This window comes from Enterobacter cloacae complex sp. 677-3DZ2D5B (assembly GCF_004136695.1).
Taxonomy (GTDB): domain Bacteria; phylum Pseudomonadota; class Gammaproteobacteria; order Enterobacterales; family Enterobacteriaceae; genus Enterobacter; species Enterobacter hormaechei_C.
Window position 1 is genome coordinate 475,209 of the sequence record NZ_QFLS01000001.1, and the last position, 22,701, is coordinate 497,909.

Genomic DNA, 22,701 nt, shown 5'->3' on the forward strand with positions numbered 1-22,701 from the left:
CGGTTTTTCCGTGGCAAGGCAAAATGTTACAGCTTTTAATCGACGATCGCCGATTTTACACGGGTCATCGCCAGAATGTTTTTTGAGCGCATATTTAATTTCTCGAGGATCCTCACGCGGTAGGTGCTGGTCGTTTTTTGTGACAATTGCAGCTTTTTCGCGATCTCATGGTTTTCCAAATGAAACAGCTTCAGCACGTCATATTCTCGTCGCGTAAAGGAGTGTGTTCTGAGCGCCCGGTAAAAGCGCATCAGCTGCTGAAAAGGGTGAGCAGTAAAATGCATCGACGAATAGATAATATTATCGATTCTCACTGCGCGGTTGGCTTCTATCTCATGCATCAGGACAATGTAATCACGCTTAACTTTTTTGACCTGCCGAATGGTTTTATTGCGTAACTTATCCTGTTCAATCGCAATGATAAAATCCATCGCCTGATCGACCCCATCAAGATCGTGAATATCCGCGTCATCGCGAATCAAATGGGTTGATGTCAGGGAGCTTGATACACCATGGCAAAGGTAATAGTTATCACTGATAAATAAAAAATTCATAATCGTCGTTAAATAAAGTCATGGCTATCTCTTAACGCAGTGATCTACGGTTAATGAGTGTTGTGCGAAAAAGAGTCTAAATGACCACCCGCGAATCTAATAAACGTTATGAATGTAAAAATAAATGTTTACATTTTAGCCAGTCGATGGCGAAGAAATCAGCGGGACGGAAGGGGAGGACGGAAGACGTGTAATGTTATGCAAATTCGTGCTTTACATCATGCTCAGAGATGTTTATAGTGCGCCTCACTTTGGAAGCGTGGCCGAGCGGTTGAAGGCACCGGTCTTGAAAACCGGCGACCCGAAAGGGTTCTAGAGTTCGAATCTCTACGCTTCCGCCAAATTCGAAAACCCTGCGATAGCAATATCGCAGGGTTTTTTCGTTATTCCAGCCCCAGCGTATACTGCGCGATTTTGAAGTAGATAATCAGCCCGGTCCCGTCGATTAGCGTGGCGATAAACGGTGCGGAGACCACCGCCGGATCGATTTTGCAGCGTTTCAGTACCATCGGGATCACCGACGAGACGATGGCGCTCCACAGCGTAATGCAGACCAGCGTCAGGCTGACGATGAGCGTGATTTCCATCCCAATACCCATCATCCAGGCGCGAACGCAGCCCGCCAGACCCAGCGTGGCGGCAATCATTAACGAGGTGCTGATCTCTTTGCGCAGCACGCGACCAACATCGCGAAGGTGGACTTCACCCAGCGCCATGGCGCGCACCAGCGTCGAGGTGATCTGCGTCCCGCTGTTTCCGCCGGTGCCAATCAGCAGCGGAATAAAGAACGCCAGCGCAATGGCGGATTCCAGCGCCTCTTCAAAATGCTGGATCACCGAGCTGGTATACGCTTCCGCGACAAACAGCAGCAGCAGCCAGACGGAGCGTTTCTTCCACAGGCTGAAGGCGCTGGTTTCCAGATAGGGCTTCTCCAGCGGCAGCGTCGCCCCCTGAAGCTGGGCATCTTCAGTAACGTCATCTTCCAGCAGATGGGCGATTTCACGCTCGGTAAGGCAGCCCACCAGCTTGCCGTGGGTCACCACCGGCACTACATCCGCACCCGCATGCGCCAGCAGCCCGGCGACATCCGCCCGCTCATCTTCCGGTTTGAGCTGAATAAAATCCGATATCATCAACCCCTTAACGGGCTGCACGGTGTCGGTGGCCTGCAACAATTTGCGTACGGCGATCAAACCCGCGAGGCGACCGTTATCTTCGATAAAAATATGCGACGGAATATCATCATCTTTTAATTTTTCAAAGAACTGCTCGCGTGCCAGAGCCACGCATAATGAAATATCAATAACGATAAAATCGGTATTCATATATTGCGCGATGGCGCTGTCATTGAAAGCCAGGTTTTGGTTGTGAATAGCGTAAGACATAGTAAATTCCCTTTGAATAATAAAATCTCTCAGGGGCGAGCAAGACAGGGCATGTCGGAAAGGAGATCCCCACGTCCTGGGTTCAGCACTGTACACCGTATCCCGCAAGGGAAGTTATACTGACAAAGCCTTGATTCGACAGTGCCTGTTTTACCCTGTGCCGGTTCTCTCGAACCCACCAGAGCGATAACGTTTATTTGTACAGGAGCCTCGCCATAACGAGATCGTTGTAAAACGAGAGGGATAATACGCTTATTTAAAACTGCTGCTGAGGAATTTTAATAATGTTGAAGAACGGTTTAAATGAATAGTATTAAACGCATGTTGAGGTTTTATTTAACTGTTTTCTTTTTAAATGGAGAATTCATTTGTTACCGGAGAGAGTAAAATGGCATGGCTGGACACGCTGCTGGATCATTTTGCGCATTATCCGACGCATCTGTTCGCGCTGCTCGTTGTTATGGCGTTGAGTAAATCGACGGTGCTGGTCTCCTCGGTGCTGCCGCCCGCATCGGTCATGCTGATGGCGGGGATCGCCGTCAGCCAGTCGAGTCTGCATCCCGGAATGACGTGGCTGGCGGTGGTGATGGGCGCTACGGCAGGTTCGGTGCTGAATTACCATATCGGCCAGCTGATGGGGCATACCCGGCTGGTGTCACGCCTCACCGCAAAACATGCCGATAAGATTCTGCGGGTACAGCATCAGCTGCAAAAGAACGGCGTAGTCGCGCTGTTCACGTCGCGTTTCCTGGCGGTGCTGCGTTATATCGTGCCGCTGGCGGCCGGCATGCTCAGGATGAGCGCGATGAAGGTTTACGTCGTTAGCCTGCTGTCAGCCTGCGCATGGGCGGCGCTGTATGTCGGCATCGTCACCGGCATCAGCATCTGAACGTATTCATCAGTTTGAGAAATGCTTCCCGAAAAAACGGTCACCAGTCTGTCACACTCAGCGTAACGATAAAAACGCATGAGGAAAAAGGGATGAGAAAAGCACTACTCGCTGTCGCCGTGGCAGGAACGCTTTCAGTGACGTTTGGGGCGCAGGCACAGGACACGCCGGATGGCTATCAGCTGGAACAGGTGCTCATCATGAGCCGCCACAACCTGCGCGCGCCGCTTGCCAATAACGGCAGCGTGCTGGAGCAGTCCACGCCCAAGCAGTGGCCGGAGTGGGACGTCCCGGGTGGACAGCTCACCACCAAAGGCGGCGTACTGGAAGTGTATATGGGTCACTATATGCGCGAGTGGCTGGCAGAGCAGGGAATGGTGAAGACGGGTGAATGCCCGCCAGCGGATACCGTCTATGCCTACGCCAACAGCCTCCAGCGCACCGTGGCGACCGCGCAGTTCTTTATCACCGGCGCGTTCCCCGGGTGCGATGTTCCTGTGCATCACCAGGAAAAAATGGGCACCATGGACCCCACCTTCAATCCGGTCATTACCAATAACTCCCCTGAGTTTCGCGAGAAAGCGCTGAAAGCGATGGAGACGGAACGGCAGAAAATGCAGCTGGATGAAAGCTACAAACTGCTGGAACAGCTGACAAACTACAGCGACTCGCCGTCCTGCAAGGAGAAAAAAGTCTGCTCCCTGACGGAGGCGAAAGATACGTTCAGCGCCGATTATGAAAAAGAGCCGGGCGTCTCCGGGCCGCTGAAGGTGGGTAACTCGCTGGTAGATGCTTTCACGCTACAGTATTACGAAGGCTTCCCGACAGACCAGGTTGCCTGGGGGGAAATCAAAACCGATCAGCAGTGGCGCGTGCTGTCGAAGCTGAAAAACGGCTATCAGGACTCGCTGTTTACGTCGACGGAGGTGGCGCAGAACGTGGCTAAACCGCTGGTGAAGTACATTGATAAAGCGCTGGTGACCGACCAGGCAAAAGCGCCAAAAATCACCCTGCTGGTAGGGCACGACTCTAACATCGCCTCGCTGCTGACCGCGCTGGACTTCAGGCCTTATCAGCTGCACGACCAGCAGGAAAGAACCCCGATTGGCGGTAAAATTGTCTTCCAGCGCTGGCATGATAAAAACACTAACCAGGAGCTGATGAAAATTGAGTATGTTTACCAGAGTTCAGATCAGCTGCGTAACGCCAGCGTACTGTCGCTGCAATCCCCTGCGCAGCGCGTGACGCTGGAGCTGAAGGGCTGTCCGGTGGATGGCAACGGCTTCTGTCCTGTCGATAAATTCAATGCGGTGATGGATAACGCGGCGAAATAGAAAATAACCCCCCGCGTGGGCGGGGGGAACGTTCAGACGTTTTTACGTTCGATGGTTTGCTCGCCCCAGAACAGCGAGTCTTTGTCGGTTTTTTTGAAGGCGCGAACCAGCACTTCATCGTTGCCTTCTTCCCAAATCTGTTCAGCCAGCTTTTCGTCATAATTGGCGACTTCAAAGATGGCTTCGGCAATCTCCGGAGAGGTATTGCGTAAACTTGCCCATTCGCCCACGTGGTGAGCTTTGGATTCTTGAGTTGGCATACTTGTCCTCCTGTTAGGTTAGCCGTTCAGTTTTTTGGCAAGACCCGCGACGTATTCACCCTGATAGCGGGCGATTGAAAGTTCTTCATTGCTTGGCTGACGTGAACCATCCCCACCGGCAATCGTTGTTGCGCCATAGGGCGTACCACCACGGACCTGGGAGACATCAAACAGTTCCTGCGCGCCGTAGCCAATCGGCACAATGACCATCCCATGATGCGCAAGCGTTGTCCAGGTGGAAGTGATCGTCTGCTCCTGGCCGCCGCCCGTGCCGGTAGAGCTGAACACGCTGGCCAGCTTGCCGTATAACGCGCCGGAGGCCCAGAGCCCGCCCGTCTGGTCGAGGAAGGTGCGCATCTGGCCGGACATATTGCCGAAGCGGGTCGGGGTGCCGAAGATAATGGCATCATAGTCCGCGAGCTCCTGCGGGGTGGCGACCGGGGCGTTTTGTGTTTTCCCCCCGGCTTTGGCGAAGGCTTCCGCCTGCATGGTTTCCGGTACGCGTTTAACCACGACCTCAACGCCGTCTACTCTGTTTGCGCCTTCTGCTACTGCGTGAGCCATGGTTTCAATGTGTCCATACATGGAATAATAGAGCACCAGAACTTTTGCCATTTTGCATCACTCCTCGTTGGTTTTTCTTACAGCGGATCGCTGCGTTCCTTTAAAGATATGACATCACAGCCAGACTGCAAAAATGAACGGCATTTCTTTGATATATAACAATATCTTTTCGTTACGTGCTTTGTAGCAAAATGAAACAACTTTCGCGGCGCGGATTTTTCAAAATATAAGAATGGCTTATGAATGACTTCCTCAATATTTCATACGAAAGGCTGAGATCATGTTGCAGAATATTACCTCTCGCTTGCCGGATAGCCGCATTACACTAAGCTTAGTTTCACGCGGCACAGATAAAGGCACTGTCCTTGAGCCGCGAGGTGAAAGAATCCTCTTTTACTGAATGCAATATGATGTCTAATGTTTCACACTCTGGAGGTTAGAGATGGCAAACCATCGTGGTGGTTCAGGTAATTTCGCTGAAGACCGTGAAAGAGCATCAGAAGCAGGTCGTAAAGGTGGCCAGTCTAGCGGGGGCAACTTTAAAAACGACCCTCAGCGCGCATCAGAGGCTGGTAAAAAAGGGGGTAAAAATAGCCACGGCAGCAACAAGTAGTACGCCGGGTTAACTCTCTGCCGCCGGGTTTCCCGGCGGTTTTTTTATGTCTGCTACATTGAACTGTCATCAAAGGCATCGCACACTACAGGATTGATTCTTCGTGCTGGTGTCCCATGTCCGTTTCCCGTTTTACCTTCTCCATTAAGCCTCAGGAAGCCATCCTGATTTTGATCACCATGTTCTGGGGCGGAACCTTTCTTGCCGTTCAGTACGCGGTCACGATGAGCGATCCGTTTTTCTTTGTAGGGCTGCGTTTTGCAACCGCTGCGGTTGCCGTGGCGCTTATTTCACTGAAAACCCTGCGCGGATTGACCCTGAGAGAGCTTAAAGCGGGTGTCGCCATTGGCGTGGCGATTGCCATGGGTTACAGCCTGCAAACGTGGGGGCTCCAGTCTATCTCCAGCAGTAAATCCGCCTTCATCACCGCCATGTACGTACCGCTGGTGCCGCTGTTGCAGTGGCTGTGCCTCGGCAGAATGCCGGGCCTGATGTCGTGCATTGGCATCGTGCTGGCGTTCATCGGCCTTATTTTATTAGCCGGGCCGGAAAATAATCTGCTGGCGCTGGGGCCGGTGGAGATCATCACTCTGGTGGGGGCCGTCGCCATTGCGGCAGAAATTATTCTGATTAGCGCCTGGGCAGGAAAAGTGGACGTCAAGCGGGTGACGGTGGTGCAGCTTGCCACCGCGTCGCTGGTGGCGTTCGCGACGATGGTGCCGGCAGGGGAGTCCGTCCCGCCGATGTCTACCGGGCTTATCGTCGTGGCGCTGGGGCTGGGCATTTTCAGCGCCATTATCCAGGTTACCATGAACTGGGCGCAGCGCAGCGTATCCCCGACACGGGCGACGGTCATTTACACCGGTGAACCGGTGTGGGCGGGTATTTTCGGGCGACTCGCCGGGGAGCGTCTGCCGCTGCTGGCGCTGGTAGGCGCGGCGTTAATTGTTCTCGGCGTGCTGGTGAGTGAGTTAAAGCTCAGAAAGCGTCGGAATGCGGTGAACGATTTAACGGCCGAATAAGCTTTTGATTGAAATAAAGGGCAGGTTTAACTACGATGTGTACGGATGAAAACCGTACACGATAAATGAAACCATGCCAGCACTCAAAAAACAGCGTATCGATCTTCGCCTGTCGGACGAAGACAAAACAATGATTGAAGAAGCGGCAGCGATGACCAACCAAACGATCACCCAGTTTATGGTGAACAGTGCGTCAGAGCGTGCTGCCGAAGTCATCGAACAGCATCGGCGTCTCGTATTAAACGAAGCCTCATGGAATGCCGTTATGGATGCCATCGACAATCCGCCAGAGCCAAATGAACGCCTGAAGCGAGCGGCGAAACGTCTTCGAAACATGGAGTGAAGCGTCGTGGCAAATCTCACGATCGAAATGTTATCAGAGGGAACCGATTACGATTTCGGCGATTTCGATTGTGGTGAACCCTCGCTAAATGCCTTCCTTACCGAGCACCTGGTACGTCAGCACGGCGGGCGTATTTTACGCGGCTACTTGCTTAAAGAACGCGACCATCCGCGTGTCCTGGGCTATTACACACTCTCGGGAAGTTGCTTTGAAAAAGCGATGCTTCCTTCAAAGACTCAGCAGCGCCGCATCCCATACAGCAACGTCCCCAGCGTGACGCTGGGGCGTCTGGCTGTCCATAAAGAACTACAGGGAAACGAGTGGGGAACAACGCTTGTCACACACGCTATGCGCGTTGTTTATCTGGCGTCGCAGGCTGTTGGCGTCCACGGAATTTTTGTGGATGCGCTTAACGAACGGGCCAAACGATTTTATCTGAAGCTGGGGTTTATCCCGTTGGCAGGTGAAAACAGCAGTTCGCTGTTCTTCCCCACGCAATCTATCGAACGACTGTTTGAGCAGGCGTGATCGCTCTTAAGGAACATGCACGTCGGGTAAGGCGTCGCCGTCACCCGACGTGTAGATTTCATGGATCCTGAGTCGCCACGGCGCCCTGCGGCGCGGCAGCCACCCGGCGGCTCAGCAGGGCGTTGAGCAGGATCGCGCCGAAGGTCGCCGTGCCAATCCCGCCCACCGTAAACCCGCCCAGCGTCAGGGCGAAATCACCCGCCCCCAGCACCAGTGTCACCGCCACCATGATCAGGTTACCGTTCTGGCTCAGATCAACATGATTCTGCACCCAGATACGTGCCCCCGCGACGGCAATAAGACCAAATACCACAATCGAGGCGCCGCCAATCACGGGTGCCGGGATGGTGTGGATCAATGCGCCGAATTTTGGGGAAAAGCCGAGCAGCATCGCCATCACCGCCGCCGCCACGAAGACCAGCGTCGAGTAGACTTTGGTCACTGCCATCACGCCGATGTTTTCCGCGTAGGTCGTCACGCCGCTGCCGCCGACCGAGCCGGAGAGCATGGTCGCCAGACCGTCTCCCACAAACGCCCGTCCCATATACGGGTCCATATTGCGGCCGGTCATTCCCGCTACGGCTTTCAAATGGCCCAGGTTTTCAGCCACCAGAATCACCGCGACAGGCGCGATGAGCATCATCGCCTGAGCGTTAAAGGTGGGCGAGGTTATGTGCGGCATGCCGAACCAGGCGGCCTGATGAATCAGTGTGAAATCAACCGGTTTGCCGAGGCCGAACACGTTCGCCAGCAGCGCGTAGACCAGACAGGCCGCAATCAGCCCGACCAGGATCAGCAGCCGCTGGATCATGCCGCGCGTAAAGACCGCCACCACGCCGATGCACAGCACCGTAATCACCGCCATCCAGCTTTCAAACGGTGAGCCGGAAACGCTCTTCACCGCAATCGGCGCGAGGTTCAGGCCTATCGCCATCACCACCGCCCCGGTGACGACGGGGGGCATCATCCGCTCGATCCAGCGTGTGCCGACTTTCATCACCACCAGACCGGTCAGGGTATAGACCAGCCCACAGGCGATAATGCCGCCGAGGGCCACGCTCAGGTTGGGATTAATACCCTGACCGTTAAACCCGGTCGCTGCAATGACCACTCCAACGAAGGCGGCGCTGGAGCCCAGATAGCTGGGCACACGCCCGCCGGTGACAAAAAAGAACAGCAGGGTACCCATACCCGACATCAAAATGGCGAGGTTAGGATCCAGCCCCATCAGCATGGGCATCAGCACCGTCGCACCAAACATCGCGACCGCATGCTGCACGCCCATCACCATTGTCTGCCCGAGCGGGAGCCTTTCATCCGGCGCGACCACGCCTTCTTCTGTGGAGGTCGATTTCAACTGCCAGTGGGGAAGTCCGAACATGATCTGTCTCCTGAATGCGGATTAACAGGCGGGTCGCATAAGTGCGTGATAGCCGCGGTCGAACCACACCAGCCCTTGCGGCGCCGGGTGGCGTACGATGGATACGATGTCGCAAAACAGAATGTCGTGAGTGCCAACGCTCACCACCTGGCTGATGCGGCAGTCGAACGAGGCCAGCGCATTTTCCAGACGCGGGCAGCCCGTGTCGCCTGTCTGCCAGCGGGCAGCGGCAAAGCGGTCCGCCATCGGCGTTTTCCCGCCAAACAGGTTGGATAAAGGCTCCTGTCCGGCACTCAGCGTGTTAACGCACAGGGTGCGGTTCTCGCTGAAAATCGGCCAGACCGACGCGCCGCGGTTCAGGCACACCAGCAGGGTAGGCGGGGAATCCGTGACGCTGCATACCGCGCTGGCGGTGAAGCCCGCCAGGCCTGCCGGGCCGTCGGTGGTAATGATATTGACCGCTGCGCCGACGCAGGCCATGGCATCACGGAACGTTTGTTGATCAAGGGTCGTCATGATGGCTCCTTATTTACGCCAGCCCGCAGGCGTCTTCGAAGGTCAGACGCGGTAAGCGCCCATAAACTTTGCGCATATCGCCATAGCCGATGTTAATCAGCAGATTGCTTTTAAGCAGCGTGCCCGTGAAAAAGGCCGCGTCCACTTTTTCCCGGTCAAAACCCGACATCGGCCCGGTGTCCAGCCCGAGCGCGCGGCAGGCGAAGATCAGGTACGCGGCCTGCATCGAGCTGTTGCGAAAGGCGGTCTCTTCCGCCAGCGCGGGGCTTGCGGTAAACCAGCTTCTGGCATCGCCGTGCGGGAACAGTTCAGGCAGGCGCTCATAAAACTCGCTGTCCCAGGCGACAATTGCCGTGACCGGGGCGGTGAGCGTTTTCTCAAGGTTGCCGCTGGAGAGCGCCGGGCGCAGCTTCTCTTTTCCTTCCGGGCTTCGCACAAACACTATGCGCGCCGGGGAACAGTTGGCGGACGTCGGCCCCCATTTCATCAGGTCATAAATCTCGCGCAGCGTCTCGTCACTGACCGGTATATCCAGCCAGCCGTTATGGGTACGTGCGCCGGTAAACAGCGTTTCCAGCGCGGCGGGCGTGATGGCTTCGCTCATTCAGGCTCCTTACAAAGCGGGTTCAGGGCTGTGCAGCAGGCTGGCAAGCCCGTTCAGCAGCAGAGTGTTGAAGATGTCCGGCGCGGTCACGTTGCAGGCATGCCCGCCCTGGCGCATGACCGTTTTGCGGGCGTGCGGGAGAGCGGCGTGCAGTTCAGCGGAGCAGACGGACGGCACCAGCAGATCGTCGGTGGAACAGATAATCTGTACGGGGCAGCGAACGCGTGCAGCGTGGCGGCTGAAATCGGCCTGTTTCAGGGCATGCAGCCTGCGCAGCAGATTGGCTTTGCCCTGAAAATGGGCCAGCGCCAGCGCGTGCTCGGCCTCCAGCCGCGGGGCGCGGGCGGCCATCCAGTCTGCCGGGTAGAGGAACAACGGCTGTGCCTCTACCCACGCCTGCGCGCCGCCCGCATGCAGCAGACGTTCGCGAACGTCAAAACAGCGGCGGGTATGGGCATTGAGGGTCAGCCAGCCGTTGACGCAGACCAGCGCGGTGAGGGCGTCGGGCTTATCGATGGCCAGCCGCAGGCCGACCAGCGCCCCCAGCGCGTGGCCGACCACGCAGTAACGGGCGATCCCGGCCTCGGCTAAAGCCAGCGCAAGCTCGTCGGCCATGTGTGCGAGGGTGTAGTCTTCCGGCAGGGTATCCGGGTTATTCCCCGTGCCCCGCTGGTCGTAGCACACCACCTGATACTCCTGCCCCAGCACGGCGAGCTGAGGCAGCCAGTAGCTCCCGCTGCCGCCGAGCCCGGCAATCAGTACCACCACGGGCGCGCCCGCAAAGGGGGGCGGGGAAATGGACAGTTTCATGGCGGCCTCACTTCGCGATGTGCGCAACGGTGGCAATTTCAACCAGCGCGTCCGGCTTTACCAGCCCGCACTGGATGCAAAACCGCGCCGGTTTATCGCCCGGGAAAAACTCCGCGTAGATTTCGTTAATCGCGGCGTAGTTTTTCCAGTCGGTGATAAAGATGCTGTTGAAGGTCACGTCCTCCATCGTACCACCCGCCGTTTCGATCACGGTTTTGATCGTCTCCAGCACGTGGCGGGTTTGCCCCTTTGGGTCGTTGATAAACACCACGTTGTTGTCTTTATCAAATGGCAGCGTGCCCGAGACATACACCACGCCGTCGGCGAGGGTGCCGGGAACGAAGGGGGCAATCGGAGTGCTGGTGCCCGGCGGAAAAATCACGGATTTCGGCATAGCGGTTCTCCTCATGCGATACGGGCGAGCGGGGGATCCAGCGCGTCGCAGAAATCATTGACGTTACTGACCCAGCCAAAAAAGGTTTCGATATTGAACAGGGCGGCTTTCTGGGCAAAATCCGGCCCGGCCTGATGGGTAGCGTCTTCCAGCACCACGCCAAAATACTCGAGGAAAAAGCCGTCGCGCAGGGTCGACTCCACGCAGACGTTGGTGGCAATGCCCGTAAAGACCAGATGACGAATGCCCCGGCTGCGCAGCAGGCTGTCGAGCGGGGTATTGAAAAAGCCGCTGTAGCGCGGTTTCGGCAGTACGATATCGCTGGCTTCCGGTACCAGCTCATCCACCAGCTGATAATCCCAGCCGCCTTTCGCCAGCAGCGTGCCCTGGAGTTCGGGCCGTTGGCGCATGGTTTTCAGGGCGTTGGATTTGTGAAAGTTGGGTGAGCCGGGACCGCCAGCCTCGACGTACTGGTCGTCCCAGCCGTTCTGGAACCAGACGATGAGCATGCCCGCAGCGCGCGCAGCGTGCACGGCGGTTTTAATGTTCTCGATCACCGGCTGCGTGGTGGAGACGTCAAACCCGGCCAGATCCAGATACCCGCCTTTACTGGCATAGGCGTTTTGCATATCCACCACGATCAGCGCGCTGCGCTGCGCGTCAAAGGTAATGGCTTCCGGGCGAGCGTTGAGGGTCGTCATTACGCCACCTCCTTCGTCACGGCAGGGATGTGGGCGCGACACTGCATCAGCGGCTGAATGCGCTCGCCGAAGGTTTCCACGCCGGTGAGAAAATCATCGAAGGTCAGCAGTACGCCTTCGGCGCCGGGCACGGCAGCCACTTCGTCGAGCATTCTGGCGACGCTGGCATACGAGCCAACCAGGGTGCCCATGTTGATATTGACGGCAGACGTCGGGTCGGCCATCTGGCGAACGTTGGTGTCCGCGCCGGAGCGGGTATCCTTCTGGCTCTGCTCGGTCAGCCAGCTCAGCGCTTCGTCATCCGCGCCGTCCTTGTATCGTTCCCATTTGGCGCGCGCGGCGTCATCGGTTTCGTCGGCAATCACCATAAACAGCACGTAGGAGCCCACGTCGCGCCCGGTTTTGTCGGCGGCCGCTTTCATGCGTGCCGCAGTGGGCGCGAAGGCGGCAGGGGTGTTAACGCCTTTACCGAAGCAGAAGTTGAAGTCGGCGTATTTCGAGGAAAATTCCATTCCCGCGTCGCTCTGCCCGGCGCAGATAACCTTCATCGGCACCGACGGCTGCGGGCTGACGCGGCAGTCGTTCATGGTGAAGAAATCGCCTTTGAAATCGCTTTTGCCGGTGCCCCACAGATCGCGCAGCACCTGCACATATTCAGTCAGGTAGTCGTAGCGACGGGAGAAGTAATCGTCCCCCGGCCAGATCCCCATCTGCTCGTACTCCGGCTTTTGCCAGCCGGTGACCAGGTTAACGCCAAAGCGCCCGCCGGAGATGGAGTCGATGGTGGAAGCCATCCGCGCCACGATCGCCGGGGGCAGGGTAAGGGTGGCGGCGGTGGCGTAGATCTGGATCCGCGAGGTGACCGCCGCCAGGCCCGCCATCAGGGTAAAGGACTCCAGGTTGTGGTCCCAGAATTCGGTCTTACCGCCGAAACCGCGCAGCTTGATCATCGAGAGCGCAAAGTCGAAATGGTAATGCTCCGCTTTCTGCACGATGGCTTTATTCAGCTCAAAGGTCGGCATGTATTGCGGGGCAGTGGTCGAGATAAGCCAGCCGTTGTTGCCGATCGGTACAAATACGCCAATTTTCATCACGAACCTCTCTTCATCTCTGTGTGGGTGAAAGTCAGACGTGGCGCTGCATCCTGCATATCCTGTTCAGCCTCGTGAAAAGGGTTTTGCAAAGGGGATGCCAGTTTTTAAAAGGGCTTTATTGTTAATGTGTTAACGCAAGGTTGGTGAATAGAGTGCAAATAAAGTGGACTAAATGGTCAAAATAGATGCACGCAAACAGGCAACGGTGCGCGATGGCGGTGCAGGGGCGGTAAGGGATTGGGGAGCGGGTCGTCCGCATTGAGCAAAAAGCAAAAATTAGTAATCGCTCTCGTTGCTGATGAGGGCCGCACCCGTGGCAGGATAAAAGGTGTTGTTATTCAATCTATCCAGGGTACAGATTCTCCAACATAAGTGTGTGTGTGCAGCAGCGGCAAGTCACCTTAACATCCTTTATCGTGATTAAAGTATTTACCTCTTACAGAATTCCATTCTCATCAACAAACAGACCCGGATAAAAACTGCTTTCGCCAATGCAGAATAAATCCCTTCGCTGATGCTCATGTAGCGCGACCAACCAGAATACAGGCTCGGTGGTATCAAGACGTCCACATACTTCGCTGAATATTTCATTCCACGATTTGCCAATCTTTTTGATCAGAAAATAAAACAATGGTGTGTAGTCTCGGCCATGCTTCTGTCCGCCATGTATTGACTCGCGCTTGGCCAGTAGTTCATCCCCGACTCTTTTACGATTACGTTCCCAGCAATATTCAGAACCTGGATTATTAGAATGGTGCCGCGTAGTCGTGTTGAGGCTGCAATACAGTTTACGAGGCTTATTCTGTTTATGAGTACGCATAATCCGATCCTGTGCATCCTTTATTCTATGAGTTAGTAACTCCTGCCGGAGCTAGATTTAATAGTTGGAGGCTGCATAAAAAATTGCCGTGTTTAAAGGTAATCTCATTTTGCTGAAATACCCTCCCATTGACAACAACTAAAAGCCCGCTGCTGGCTGTGAATTCAACGGTTCGGAGCAATCACCAGCTTGGACGTTCAGGTTGTTCTGTCCAATTTCAGGTAATGGGAGATTCACCATGTAAATATATTTCACAAATCCATGTATCATGTGTATGAATTGTTTTCATGACCTGTTTCTTCTATAATTTGTGCCAGGACATAAACATCAAACATAATTTAGGTCGCAAAGATATGTATAAATGCCTCAGGTTGCCTTTTGACAAAGTAAAAATCGACAGAATGTGTGATGAGAAAGGTAACAATGCCTCATACGTAAGAATCACCTACAATGAGTTCTACTATTATTTAAGTTACTACGATCTGAGACCAGTTACACCAAATTTTAATTCCATTGAATGCATTCCCAAAAACAGCGATCTTTATATCATTGTATATAAAATATCACCTAATAGCTATAGGATATGCTGGCTAGGAGATTGCGATTGCATCGAGTTCAGAATGATGGACACTGAAAGAAATCGTGGTAAATCTGCATCTTTAGCTGTATTGCTTGGTCTGATTTTATGTACACTTTCTATAGGTGCGTATTACTCATCTAGCACTGATATATTTGTATGTTATGTCCCATTTTTATTACTAAGTTTGTTTGGTTTTATCCTGACACTCCTTAATTTTTGTCATACATACTCAGATGAATTCATTCAATTTCGAGATTTGATGCGAAAAAACCTTATGCAAGAAAAAGATTTATTTACCTCTGTTACAAACTTATCAAAAAGTTGCCAGCATAAACAAGATTATGAGCTAAACCTAAGATTACCTAAGGAACTCAACCGAAGAATAGTTACAATAGACACTGTATACCGGGAGAGAAGAAAAGTAACTGTATACGAGCCCAATACTGGTTCAGATTTGTCTTATAGTACAAGTTACACAAAATGCATGGTGAATATGGTTTGTGATGGAGAAAAATTCACATTTGAGTATAAGGAGGCTTCAGGTGATCCAGCTCCATTTATTGCAAAGGGCGATAAAGCCAAACTATATTGGTATGGACCGGAACACGAAGTAATTCCTAGTGATCGCGAAGATATTACCTATGGAACACGACTTATCTGTTTACATAATATAACAACGGATAACTTTTATGAAAGTCGCATGTGTAATGAACCGGGTAATGTTTTCAAACTATCGCAGAAGGGAGGACGGGATATTTATAACCACTACTCGCAATGTTGATTAAAAAATCATCTATCATGCGATCCCACTAGATGCACTCCCAATAAGAGCTGGATGCAGCCATCGAGCCGCACCAGCCGTCTTTTCTTCACTCTTTTAATTCTCCGCAATCACTTGGACATACAGCATTTTATATCCACTGGGACTGATAACATATCAGTTCAAAAATATCCTATATAAAACAACTGCAACTAAACAAATAAATGCTGCTAGTGAGATTTTTCCAAGACCGGACTCGTATTTTAAAACCATAAAAACCATAAAAACCATAAAAACCAAAAGAAGAAAAGCCAGAGCAGGCAGTCTCCATACCACAAAAAACACCGTTAATTTTGGCATCATTGATTATACATCACTGATCCTTTCATTGTAATATCTGCTTTCTCGGGATGCTCAGACTGTTCTGTCTATATCCGCCAGGGCATGGGAGGCATTTAACGACGAAACTCCCGCAGCGTTAGCGAGGACAAAAAATGAGCTGCGACTTCAGCCATAATAATCCCCCATACTGCAAAACTGGGTTTTCTACCGTGGTGCTTCGTGGGCCAATTTTCTGGGATTCAGACCCGGAACGCGCCATTTCAGCAATATTTCAGACCAGTTTTGTTATAATCTAAAGCAGTCAGCACTCGATCTTCCAGGATAAGTATCGCCTGTGTCCTTTTCCGTGTCACCCTGACAAACAGGAAGTTCCGTCCATTTATGTAAAATAACAGCCGATACACCTTCAGAAATCACGGTAGTTGACCGGCTGCTATGAGCAGAGGAACGGAAATACAGGAAATGATGTAAGCGCTTTTCATGATACAGAGAAAGTAATTATGCCAAACGCATTAATTGACCAACGCTTTTACTGAACTGATACCACCCGTCAGACGATCCTGCCTGAATATTTGCGCAGGATCGTCTATCAGCATTGGGGAAGTATATTAGCGACTATCGCGTCTCGTGTTAAACCGCCTCTATATTGTACCCATCAGGATCAAGGATGAACGCGGCGTAATATCCAGGGTGATAATGGGGCCTGTAACCCGGCGCACCATTATCTTTTCCACCTGCCTGGAGGGCGACATGGTGGAATGCCTCAACATCCTCTTTGTTTTTTGCATTGAAGGCAAGATGCATTCGGGGTGTGGAGGGAGTTCCCTGTGTTAACCAGAACGCACCGCCAGGATCTTGCCCTTCATCGAGTTGGGCGGGACCAAAACCTACCGCCTTGCCCGGAAATTCAAGCCGGATAACATGACCAAGACTGGCAAGAACATTTGTGTAATATTACTTACTGTCTTCAAGATTTATGACGTTGAATCCGGTGTAGTCAATCATTTTTTACTCTCGTCAGCAAAGAAGAATAACAGTAAAACATTAAACCATCGGGTGAGGTTGGATTTGGTATAAGAATTGGTGATTGCGTCTGTTCTTTACCTGTGTGAAACGATCTCTCCCAGAGCTGGTATGTTTGTTCTCTATTGATTCTCGCGCTGATATTTGTAAGGTCCACTCCTGACACGATGCAGCCAGCACCGAAGGTCCGCTGTGAGCGAAAATCGGACGTTATATACACATCCCCATTATCTTGAGTATGCTCCGCTGTGACTCTGTTTCGAAAACGATGTCGCTGATGTATTGCATTCCCTGCTTTTTATAGAATCTATGAGCATGTTCGTTTTGCTCGAGAACCTCCAACCATAAAAATTTTTTTCCATCACTTCGGGCAAGATCTATGAATTTTTTAAACATTAATTGACCGTAATGCTGATTCGTTTTAGTTGGGGCAAGGTAGAGTTTGTCAAGAAGAACACCACTAATATCTGTATTAGGGATAGTCGCTTGCCATGTCAGCTTCGCAAAACTAATCGGCTGATCTATTTCCGCTATATACCAGCTTATGTTTTGTCATTAATATTCTGCTCAATAACAGGAAGAGAATATTCACATTCCAAATAATTATACAATCCTGATTCTGACTGCCACATATGCTTAAAGTGCGCTGGATAGATGCGATAGCCAAGCTCTTTTAGTAATACTGAATCGGCTAATGTTGCTTGTCGTATGACTAAAGGCATGGGAAAAGCCCTTACTTAACGAGAAAAAAGTGATATCAAATTTGTAATATAAGTGGGCTGTTAAGTCTACCTGTCCGTACATTTTCCTTTTTGATTTGGTGCAGCCCCGCTCCCCAAAATGTCGAGAGAAAGCAGGGCATTTGCTATGCTATGGCAAACCAATAAGGAGAGCGAAAATGACACAAGGCGCAGTGAAAACACCCGGTAAACGTTCGCAGGCGGTGAGCGCCAAGAAACAGGCGATCCTCAGCGCTGCGCTGGAGACATTTTCGCAGTTTGGTATTCACGGTACGCGCCTTGAGCAGGTGGCGGAGCAGGCCGGGGTGTCCAAAACCAATCTGCTCTACTACTACCCGTCAAAAGAGGCGCTCTATATCGCGGTGATGCAGCAGATCCTCGATATCTGGCTGGCACCTCTCAAGGCGTTTCGCGAAGAGCTGGCCCCGCTGGTGGCGATAGAGGAGTACATACGCCTGAAGCTGGAGGTATCGCGTGATTACCCGCAGGCATCAAGGCTGTTCTGCCTGGAGATGTTGCAGGGCGCGCCGCTGTTGCAGGCGGAGCTGACGGGAGATCTAAAGCAGCTGGTGGACGATAAATCGGCCATTATTGCCGGATGGGTCGCCAGCGGAAAGCTGGCCCCGGTCGATCCGCATCATCTGATCTTTATGATTTGGGCCTCCACCCAGCATTACGCTGACTTTGCGGCCCAGGTTGAAGCGGTGACCGGTAAAACGCTCCAGGACGAGGCGTTTTTCCAGAGTACGCTGGATAACGTGCAGCGGATGATTATTGAAGGGATCCGTGTGCGTTAATCAGCCGGTTGGAAAGGGCAGCTTAAATTGCCCTCTTCACACTGCATCAACGAGGCCAGAAAGGCTTCGCGCTCCGCTGTTTTCTCCGTCAGGCACTGGTTGATAATCATCGGCTGAATAGTGCCACCTTCGGTTCCTGAACCCATCAATTTACAGTCTGCGTCACGCAGGGCGATCCACGCCTGCTGCGCCTTTTTTAGCAGGTCGCGCTGAGGGGCTGCCGCGCGTTTGATGGCGGCCTGGTACGTCTGGTTGAGCTTTTTATCCGCAGCCTGGTACTGCTCTGCCGCACAGGCACTGAGTTCTGTCTGGGTGGTCGCTTTGTCGCACTCGTCGGCCAGCGCGCTGGCGCTGAGCAGCAGTGCTGCGCCTGCGATAAGATATCGTTTCATACACTCCCCAATAAAATAAGGCTCCGTCTCCGGAGCCTTATTAGCACAGCGTTAGCCGATTGTCATCAGGCTGGCGTTACCCCCCGCCGCCGCGGTGTTGACGCTGAGCGAGCGCTCAACGTACAGACGCTCCAGCAGCAGGTTGGTTTCCCCGCGCGCAAAGCCCTGCACGGAAACGATGGCACCGCTGCGGGCCGCAACCTGCTCGCACAGTTCGCGCAGCTGGTCGGAATCACCGTGGTAGATCACCGCGTCAAACGGCTGGGTCAGCAGGGCATCGGCCTTCGCAAAGCGAATGCGGGCCGAGACCGCTTTTGGCAACTGTTTGGCGAGGTCGCGATGCAGGGCATCTTCCGGCCACAGCACCTCACAGCCCGTTGCCGTTGCGGCTGCCAGCTGCACCAGCGCATCCTGCTCGTTATCCGCCACGCACAGCACACGCTCGCGCGGCATCAGCGTCCAGGTGTTGCGCTCACCGGTTGGACCCGGCAGCAGACGCTGTGTTCCCGCCTGCGCCAGCTCGCCGTACTGCTGTGCAATCGCATGCAGCTCGGGACGATTTTCAGCCCACTTAATCAGCGCGTCCAGCGGCTGGGTCAGCACGGCTTTCACCTGCGCATCCACCGGATATTCCGCGTCCTGACGCGCCAGCGTCACGCCCAGCGCATTTTCCGGACGGTTTGCCAGCAGACGGTACAGATAGAGCGGACCGCCCGCTTTCGGGCCGGTGCCGGAGAGACCTTCACCGCCGAATGGCTGCACGCCCACGACCGCGCCAACCATGTTGCGGTTGACGTACAGGTTGCCAACTTTAGCATTGCCGGTCACCTGGGCAATGGTTTCGTCGATACGGGTATGCACGCCAAGCGTCAGGCCGTAACCCGAGGCGTTGATCTGATCGATCAGCTCGTTGAGGTTGTTACGGTTGTAGCGCACCACGTGCAGTACCGGGCCGAAGACCTCTTTTTTCAGCTCGTCGAAGCTTGCCAGCTCAATCAGCGTTGGCGGCACGAAGGTGCCGGTCTGCCACTCGCGGGCATCTTCGCTGTTCTCGCGCACCGCCTGGAACACCGGACGGCCTTTTGCACGCATGGTCTGAATGTGGTTTTCAATGTTGGCTTTGGCTTCCGCGTCGATCACCGGCCCGATGTCGGTAGTGAGACGGCCCGGGTTGCCCATGCGGCATTCCGCCATCGCACCGCGCAGCATCTTCAGCGTGTGGTCAGCCACGTCATCCTGTAAGCACAGTACGCGCAGGGCGGAACAGCGTTGGCCCGCGCTGTCGAAGGCAGAAGCCAGCACGTCAACGACGACCTGCTCGGTGAGTGCGGAGGAGTCCACGATCATGGCGTTCATGCCGCCGGTTTCAGCGATCAGCGGGGTAGGACGGCCCTGCGCATCCAGACGGGTGGCGATGTTGCGTTGTAGCAGGGAGGCCACTTCGGTAGAACCGGTAAACATCACGCCGCGTACGCGGTTATCGGAGGTCAGTTTGGCCCCGACCGTTTCACCGCGCCCTGGCAGCAGCTGCACCACGCCCGCCGGTACGCCCGCTTCCAGCAGAATGTTAATGCCCTGGGCGGCAATCAGCGGGGTCTGCTCTGCCGGTTTTGCCAGCACGCTGTTGCCTGCGGCCAGCGCTGCGGCAATCTGGCCGGTGAAGATCGCCAGCGGGAAGTTCCACGGGCTGATACACACCACCGGGCCGAGCGGACGGTGGGTTTCGTTGTCGAAATCATCGCGCACCTGACCCGCGTAGTAGTGCAGGAAGTCGACCGCCTCGCGCACTTCGGCGATGGCGTTGCTGAAGGTTTTACCCGCTTCACGCACCAGAATGCCGATAAGCTGCTGCATCTGATCTTCTATCAGCACCGCCGCGCGTTCCAGAATGGCGGCACGCTCCTGCGGCGGGGTGGCAAACCAGATTGGCGCATTGTTCACCGCGCTCTCCAGGGCCTGCTCCACTTCCGCTTCCGTGGCTTCGCGCACGTAGCCGACAATATCCTTCGGCTCTGCCGGGTTGATCACCGGCTGCATTTCACCGTCCTCAACGGACTGCTCAAGGATCGGTTTAGCCTGCCACTTCTGCAATGCGCTGTTAAGCAGGGCGGAAGAGAGCGACGCCAGACGGTGTTCGTTGGCGAGATCCAGACCCGCCGAGTTGACGCGACCTGCACCATACAGCTCGCGCGGCAGGGCAATCTTCGGATGCGGCAGACCAATCTGGCCTTCCTGCGCCGCCAGCTTCTCAACGGCCTGCACCGGATCGGCCACCAGTTCGTCCAGCGGCAGGGTGGTGTCGGCGATGCGGTTAACGAAGGAGGTGTTCGCCCCGTTCTCCAGCAGACGGCGCACCAGGTAGGCCAGCAGGGTTTCGTGGGTACCTACCGGGGCATAGATTCGGCACGGACGGTTCAGCTTGCCGTCGGCCACTTTACCGGTCACCTGCTCGTACAGCGGTTCACCCATGCCGTGCAGGCACTGGAACTCGTACTGGCCCGGATAGTAGTTCTGACCCGCCAGGCTGTAGATCGCCGCCAGGGTGTGGGCGTTGTGGGTGGCGAACTGCGGATAAATCAGGTTCGGCACGCCGAGCAGTTTTTTCGCGCAGGCGAGGTAAGAGACGTCGGTATAGACCTTGCGGGTATAGACCGGATAGCCTTCCAGACCTTCCATCTGGGCGCGTTTGATTTCGCTGTCCCAGTAGGCGCCCTTCACCAGACGGATCATCAGGCGGCGACGGCTGCGGCTGGCCAGGTCAATCAGGTAGTCAATGACGAACGGACAGCGTTTCTGGTAGGCCTGGATAACGAAACCAATCCCGTTCCAGCCCGCCAGCTCCGGCTCGAAGCACAGTTTTTCCAGCAGGTCGAGGGAGATCTCCAGACGGTCCGCCTCTTCGGCGTCGATGTTAATGCCGATGTCATACTGGCGCGCCAGCAGGGTCAGGGACTTCAGGCGCGGGTAGAGCTCTTCCATTACCCGATCGTACTGCGCACGGCTGTAGCGCGGGTGCAGGGCGGAAAGCTTGATAGAGATGCCCGGACCTTCATAAATACCGCGACCGTTGGACGCTTTACCGATGGCGTGGATCGCCTGCTGGTAAGAGACCATGTAGGCCTGCGCGTCGGCGGCGGTCAGCGCCGCTTCGCCCAGCATGTCGTAGGAGTAGCGGAAGCCTTTGTCTTCCAGCTTGCGGGCGTTCGCCAGCGCTTCGGCAATGGTTTCCCCGGTGACGAACTGCTCGCCCATCAGGCGCATCGCCATGTCCACGCCCTTGCGGATCAGCGGCTCGCCGCTCTTGCCGATGATGCGGTTCAGAGAGCGCGACAGGTTGGCTTCGTTATGGGTGGAGACCAGCTTGCCGGTAAACAGCAGGCCCCAGGTGGCGGCGTTAACGAACAGGGACGGACTGCGGCCAATGTGGGAGTGCCAGTTGCCGTTGCTGATTTTGTCGCGGATCAGGGCATCGCGGGTGGCTTTATCCGGAATACGCAGCAGCGCTTCCGCCAGACACATCAGCGCCACGCCTTCCTGCGAGGAGAGGGAAAACTCCTGCAGCAGACCCTGCACCATACCGGCGCGTCCGCTGGCGGTTTTCTGATTACGCAGCTTGTCGGCGAGCTGATACGCCAGGCTGTGCGCCTGAGCGGCAACGGCTTCCGGCAGGCGCGCCTGCTCCAGCAGCATCGGCACGGCGTCGGTTTCGGCACGGCGGTAGGCGCTGGTAATGGCGGCGCGGCTGACGGACTGCGGCAGGATCTGCTCGGCAAATTCGAGGAACGGCTGGTGGTTCTCCTCAACGGCCGTCGCGGCTTCTTCGCTTTCGTTCGCTGCGCCCGCCAGCAGGGCAGGCAGCTCCGGCAGACCTTCTTCACTCTCCAGTCTTTCCAGATAGTTAAAAATCGCCTGCTTGATTAACCAGTGCGGTGTGCGGTCGATGCGGGTCGCAGCGGTTTTAATCCGTTCGCGGGTAGCGTCATCCAGCTTAACCCCCATGGTGGTCATCCCCATGCCAAAACTCCTGTTGTTCTGTAATAGCGTTCTGTTGATAGCGTGAAATATCCACCATGTTGCAACTTTGTGCAACCGTGTTAAATGTGACCTGGTCTGCAAGCTGGAAAATGAATGGATTGTTAACGATTAGTTAGCTGTGAAAAAGAACGTGCGGCCGTTTCTGAGCCCAGTTTTTATGCGGTCCTTAACACTTTTTAAAGGTGCAACCCGTAAAAGCGTGAGCGAGTGCAACCTATAG

At 54.5% G+C, this 22,701-nt stretch carries 24 protein-coding genes, 1 tRNA gene and 1 riboswitch; of the genes, 9 read left to right on the forward strand and 16 right to left on the reverse strand.

The features are described 5' to 3' along the window. Window positions 1–35: 35 nt before the first annotated feature. Window positions 36–554, reverse strand: a complete 519-nt coding sequence (locus DD597_RS02295; RefSeq protein ID WP_003858117.1) for a LuxR C-terminal-related transcriptional regulator — start codon at window positions 552–554, stop codon at window positions 36–38. Between the two features lie 253 nt (window positions 555–807). Here DD597_RS02295 and DD597_RS02300 point away from each other — a divergent pair. Next, window positions 808–895 (forward strand) — tRNA-Ser (locus DD597_RS02300). Between the two features lie 42 nt (window positions 896–937). Here DD597_RS02300 and DD597_RS02305 read toward each other — a convergent pair. Further along, on the reverse strand, window positions 938–1,939 hold the full coding sequence (locus DD597_RS02305) for a magnesium transporter (RefSeq protein WP_015570882.1): 1,002 nt from the start codon (window positions 1,937–1,939) through the stop codon (window positions 938–940). Between the two features lie 60 nt (window positions 1,940–1,999). Continuing rightward, window positions 2,000–2,169: riboswitch (M-box (ykoK) riboswitch) on the reverse strand. A 158-nt stretch (window positions 2,170–2,327) separates the two neighbouring features. Between DD597_RS02305 and DD597_RS02310 the strand changes: the two genes are divergently transcribed. After that, on the forward strand, window positions 2,328–2,828 hold the full coding sequence (locus DD597_RS02310; protein WP_003858113.1) for a DedA family protein: 501 nt from the start codon (window positions 2,328–2,330) through the stop codon (window positions 2,826–2,828). A 92-nt stretch (window positions 2,829–2,920) separates the two neighbouring features. Next, window positions 2,921–4,162 carry a bifunctional glucose-1-phosphatase/inositol phosphatase gene (gene agp / locus DD597_RS02315; protein WP_129255916.1) on the forward strand — a complete coding sequence of 414 codons (1,242 nt, stop codon included), beginning with the start codon at window positions 2,921–2,923 and terminating at the stop codon, window positions 4,160–4,162. Window positions 4,163–4,194: 32 nt separating this feature from the next. On the opposite strand, the gene DD597_RS02320 is transcribed toward agp, so the two are convergent. Together DD597_RS02320 and wrbA are read right to left on the reverse strand one after the other, a co-directional pair. After that, on the reverse strand, window positions 4,195–4,422 hold the full coding sequence (locus DD597_RS02320) for a YccJ family protein (RefSeq protein WP_003858110.1): 228 nt from the start codon (window positions 4,420–4,422) through the stop codon (window positions 4,195–4,197). Window positions 4,423–4,440: 18 nt separating this feature from the next. Beyond that, the gene (gene wrbA / locus DD597_RS02325) at window positions 4,441–5,037 is read right to left on the reverse strand and encodes an NAD(P)H:quinone oxidoreductase (RefSeq protein WP_006809323.1); all 597 of its coding nucleotides are present in this window, start codon (window positions 5,035–5,037) and stop codon (window positions 4,441–4,443) included. 391 nt (window positions 5,038–5,428) lie between these two features. Here wrbA and DD597_RS02330 point away from each other — a divergent pair, with 391 nt between their 5' ends. The 4 genes from DD597_RS02330 to DD597_RS02345 all read left to right on the forward strand — a co-directional run bounded on the left by DD597_RS02330 (window position 5,429) and on the right by DD597_RS02345 (window position 7,492). Continuing rightward, a complete protein-coding gene (locus tag DD597_RS02330) occupies window positions 5,429–5,599 on the forward strand; it encodes a general stress protein (protein ID WP_001273664.1) in 171 nt (56 codons plus the stop codon). A 116-nt stretch (window positions 5,600–5,715) separates the two neighbouring features. Next, complete coding sequence (locus DD597_RS02335; protein ID WP_129255917.1) at window positions 5,716–6,621, forward strand: DMT family transporter; 906 nt, start codon at window positions 5,716–5,718, stop codon at window positions 6,619–6,621. 73 nt (window positions 6,622–6,694) lie between these two features. Further along, window positions 6,695–6,964 carry a DUF1778 domain-containing protein gene (locus tag DD597_RS02340; RefSeq protein ID WP_001303459.1) on the forward strand — a complete coding sequence of 90 codons (270 nt, stop codon included), beginning with the start codon at window positions 6,695–6,697 and terminating at the stop codon, window positions 6,962–6,964. A gap of 6 nt (window positions 6,965–6,970) precedes the next feature. After that, the gene (locus tag DD597_RS02345) at window positions 6,971–7,492 is read left to right on the forward strand and encodes a GNAT family N-acetyltransferase (protein ID WP_032670168.1); all 522 of its coding nucleotides are present in this window, start codon (window positions 6,971–6,973) and stop codon (window positions 7,490–7,492) included. 58 nt (window positions 7,493–7,550) lie between these two features. Here DD597_RS02345 and rutG read toward each other — a convergent pair whose 3' ends face one another. The 8 genes from rutG to DD597_RS02385 form a co-directional block, all read right to left on the reverse strand. Next, window positions 7,551–8,873, reverse strand: coding sequence for a pyrimidine utilization transport protein G (gene rutG, locus DD597_RS02350; RefSeq protein ID WP_129255918.1), 1,323 nt, complete (start codon window positions 8,871–8,873; stop codon window positions 7,551–7,553). 21 nt (window positions 8,874–8,894) lie between these two features. Beyond that, window positions 8,895–9,389 (reverse strand): NADH-dependent FMN reductase RutF, encoded by a 495-nt coding sequence (gene rutF / locus DD597_RS02355; protein WP_129255919.1) that lies wholly within the window; start codon window positions 9,387–9,389, stop codon window positions 8,895–8,897. A 13-nt stretch (window positions 9,390–9,402) separates the two neighbouring features. Next, window positions 9,403–9,993, reverse strand: a complete 591-nt coding sequence (locus DD597_RS02360; RefSeq protein WP_129255920.1) for a malonic semialdehyde reductase — start codon at window positions 9,991–9,993, stop codon at window positions 9,403–9,405. A 9-nt stretch (window positions 9,994–10,002) separates the two neighbouring features. Next, window positions 10,003–10,803: a pyrimidine utilization protein D gene (gene rutD, locus DD597_RS02365; RefSeq protein WP_023296287.1), complete on the reverse strand. Its 801-nt coding sequence runs from the start codon at window positions 10,801–10,803 to the stop codon at window positions 10,003–10,005. Window positions 10,804–10,810: 7 nt separating this feature from the next. After that, entirely contained in the window at window positions 10,811–11,197 is a 387-nt protein-coding gene (gene rutC, locus DD597_RS02370; protein WP_022650758.1) for a pyrimidine utilization protein C, read from the reverse strand. 11 nt (window positions 11,198–11,208) lie between these two features. Then, window positions 11,209–11,898: a pyrimidine utilization protein B gene (rutB, locus tag DD597_RS02375; RefSeq protein ID WP_003858095.1), complete on the reverse strand. Its 690-nt coding sequence runs from the start codon at window positions 11,896–11,898 to the stop codon at window positions 11,209–11,211. Beyond that, window positions 11,898–12,989, reverse strand: coding sequence for a pyrimidine utilization protein A (gene rutA / locus DD597_RS02380; protein WP_022650759.1), 1,092 nt, complete (start codon window positions 12,987–12,989; stop codon window positions 11,898–11,900). Before rutA ends, rutB begins: the two co-directional genes overlap by 1 nt. A 439-nt stretch (window positions 12,990–13,428) precedes the next feature. Further along, window positions 13,429–13,812 carry a hypothetical protein gene (locus tag DD597_RS02385; RefSeq protein ID WP_232969549.1) on the reverse strand — a complete coding sequence of 128 codons (384 nt, stop codon included), beginning with the start codon at window positions 13,810–13,812 and terminating at the stop codon, window positions 13,429–13,431. Between the two features lie 620 nt (window positions 13,813–14,432). On the opposite strand from DD597_RS02385, the gene DD597_RS02390 reads away from it, so the two are divergent. Then, entirely contained in the window at window positions 14,433–15,173 is a 741-nt protein-coding gene (locus DD597_RS02390; protein WP_126524713.1) for a hypothetical protein, read from the forward strand. Between the two features lie 951 nt (window positions 15,174–16,124). On the opposite strand, the gene DD597_RS25285 is transcribed toward DD597_RS02390, so the two are convergent. After that, window positions 16,125–16,298 carry a VOC family protein gene (locus tag DD597_RS25285; RefSeq protein WP_214595493.1) on the reverse strand — a complete coding sequence of 58 codons (174 nt, stop codon included), beginning with the start codon at window positions 16,296–16,298 and terminating at the stop codon, window positions 16,125–16,127. A gap of 429 nt (window positions 16,299–16,727) precedes the next feature. Then, window positions 16,728–17,063, reverse strand: a complete 336-nt coding sequence (locus DD597_RS25085; RefSeq protein WP_308464224.1) for a GNAT family N-acetyltransferase — start codon at window positions 17,061–17,063, stop codon at window positions 16,728–16,730. 352 nt (window positions 17,064–17,415) lie between these two features. On the opposite strand from DD597_RS25085, the gene rutR reads away from it, so the two are divergent. Continuing rightward, window positions 17,416–18,054 carry an HTH-type transcriptional regulator RutR gene (gene rutR, locus DD597_RS02405; protein ID WP_032647941.1) on the forward strand — a complete coding sequence of 213 codons (639 nt, stop codon included), beginning with the start codon at window positions 17,416–17,418 and terminating at the stop codon, window positions 18,052–18,054. Here rutR and DD597_RS02410 read toward each other — a convergent pair. Beyond that, the gene (locus tag DD597_RS02410) at window positions 18,051–18,446 is read right to left on the reverse strand and encodes a lysozyme inhibitor LprI family protein (protein ID WP_015570864.1); all 396 of its coding nucleotides are present in this window, start codon (window positions 18,444–18,446) and stop codon (window positions 18,051–18,053) included. The two genes, rutR and DD597_RS02410, sit on opposite strands and share 4 nt — an antisense overlap. Before the next feature lie 51 nt (window positions 18,447–18,497). Next, window positions 18,498–22,460 carry a trifunctional transcriptional regulator/proline dehydrogenase/L-glutamate gamma-semialdehyde dehydrogenase gene (putA, locus tag DD597_RS02415; protein ID WP_129255921.1) on the reverse strand — a complete coding sequence of 1,321 codons (3,963 nt, stop codon included), beginning with the start codon at window positions 22,458–22,460 and terminating at the stop codon, window positions 18,498–18,500. Between the last annotated feature and the right edge of the window lie 241 nt (window positions 22,461–22,701).

Coding starts and splice junctions, on each gene's coding strand:
- DD597_RS02295 (WP_003858117.1), bottom strand. CDS start 554: ATGAATTTTTTATTTATCAGTGATAACTATTACCTTTGCCATGGTGTA.
- DD597_RS02305 (WP_015570882.1), bottom strand. CDS start 1,939: ATGTCTTACGCTATTCACAACCAAAACCTGGCTTTCAATGACAGCGCC.
- DD597_RS02310 (WP_003858113.1), top strand. CDS start 2,328: ATGGCATGGCTGGACACGCTGCTGGATCATTTTGCGCATTATCCGACG.
- agp (WP_129255916.1), top strand. CDS start 2,921: ATGAGAAAAGCACTACTCGCTGTCGCCGTGGCAGGAACGCTTTCAGTG.
- DD597_RS02320 (WP_003858110.1), bottom strand. CDS start 4,422: ATGCCAACTCAAGAATCCAAAGCTCACCACGTGGGCGAATGGGCAAGT.
- wrbA (WP_006809323.1), bottom strand. CDS start 5,037: ATGGCAAAAGTTCTGGTGCTCTATTATTCCATGTATGGACACATTGAA.
- DD597_RS02330 (WP_001273664.1), top strand. CDS start 5,429: ATGGCAAACCATCGTGGTGGTTCAGGTAATTTCGCTGAAGACCGTGAA.
- DD597_RS02335 (WP_129255917.1), top strand. CDS start 5,716: ATGTCCGTTTCCCGTTTTACCTTCTCCATTAAGCCTCAGGAAGCCATC.
- DD597_RS02340 (WP_001303459.1), top strand. CDS start 6,695: ATGCCAGCACTCAAAAAACAGCGTATCGATCTTCGCCTGTCGGACGAA.
- rutG (WP_129255918.1), bottom strand. CDS start 8,873: ATGTTCGGACTTCCCCACTGGCAGTTGAAATCGACCTCCACAGAAGAA.
- rutF (WP_129255919.1), bottom strand. CDS start 9,389: ATGACGACCCTTGATCAACAAACGTTCCGTGATGCCATGGCCTGCGTC.
- DD597_RS02360 (WP_129255920.1), bottom strand. CDS start 9,993: ATGAGCGAAGCCATCACGCCCGCCGCGCTGGAAACGCTGTTTACCGGC.
- rutD (WP_023296287.1), bottom strand. CDS start 10,803: ATGAAACTGTCCATTTCCCCGCCCCCCTTTGCGGGCGCGCCCGTGGTG.
- rutC (WP_022650758.1), bottom strand. CDS start 11,197: ATGCCGAAATCCGTGATTTTTCCGCCGGGCACCAGCACTCCGATTGCC.
- rutB (WP_003858095.1), bottom strand. CDS start 11,898: ATGACGACCCTCAACGCTCGCCCGGAAGCCATTACCTTTGACGCGCAG.
- rutA (WP_022650759.1), bottom strand. CDS start 12,989: ATGAAAATTGGCGTATTTGTACCGATCGGCAACAACGGCTGGCTTATC.
- DD597_RS02385 (WP_232969549.1), bottom strand. CDS start 13,812: ATGCGTACTCATAAACAGAATAAGCCTCGTAAACTGTATTGCAGCCTC.
- DD597_RS02390 (WP_126524713.1), top strand. CDS start 14,433: ATGATGGACACTGAAAGAAATCGTGGTAAATCTGCATCTTTAGCTGTA.
- DD597_RS25285 (WP_214595493.1), bottom strand. CDS start 16,298: ATGCATCTTGCCTTCAATGCAAAAAACAAAGAGGATGTTGAGGCATTC.
- rutR (WP_032647941.1), top strand. CDS start 17,416: ATGACACAAGGCGCAGTGAAAACACCCGGTAAACGTTCGCAGGCGGTG.
- DD597_RS02410 (WP_015570864.1), bottom strand. CDS start 18,446: ATGAAACGATATCTTATCGCAGGCGCAGCACTGCTGCTCAGCGCCAGC.
- putA (WP_129255921.1), bottom strand. CDS start 22,460: ATGGGGATGACCACCATGGGGGTTAAGCTGGATGACGCTACCCGCGAA.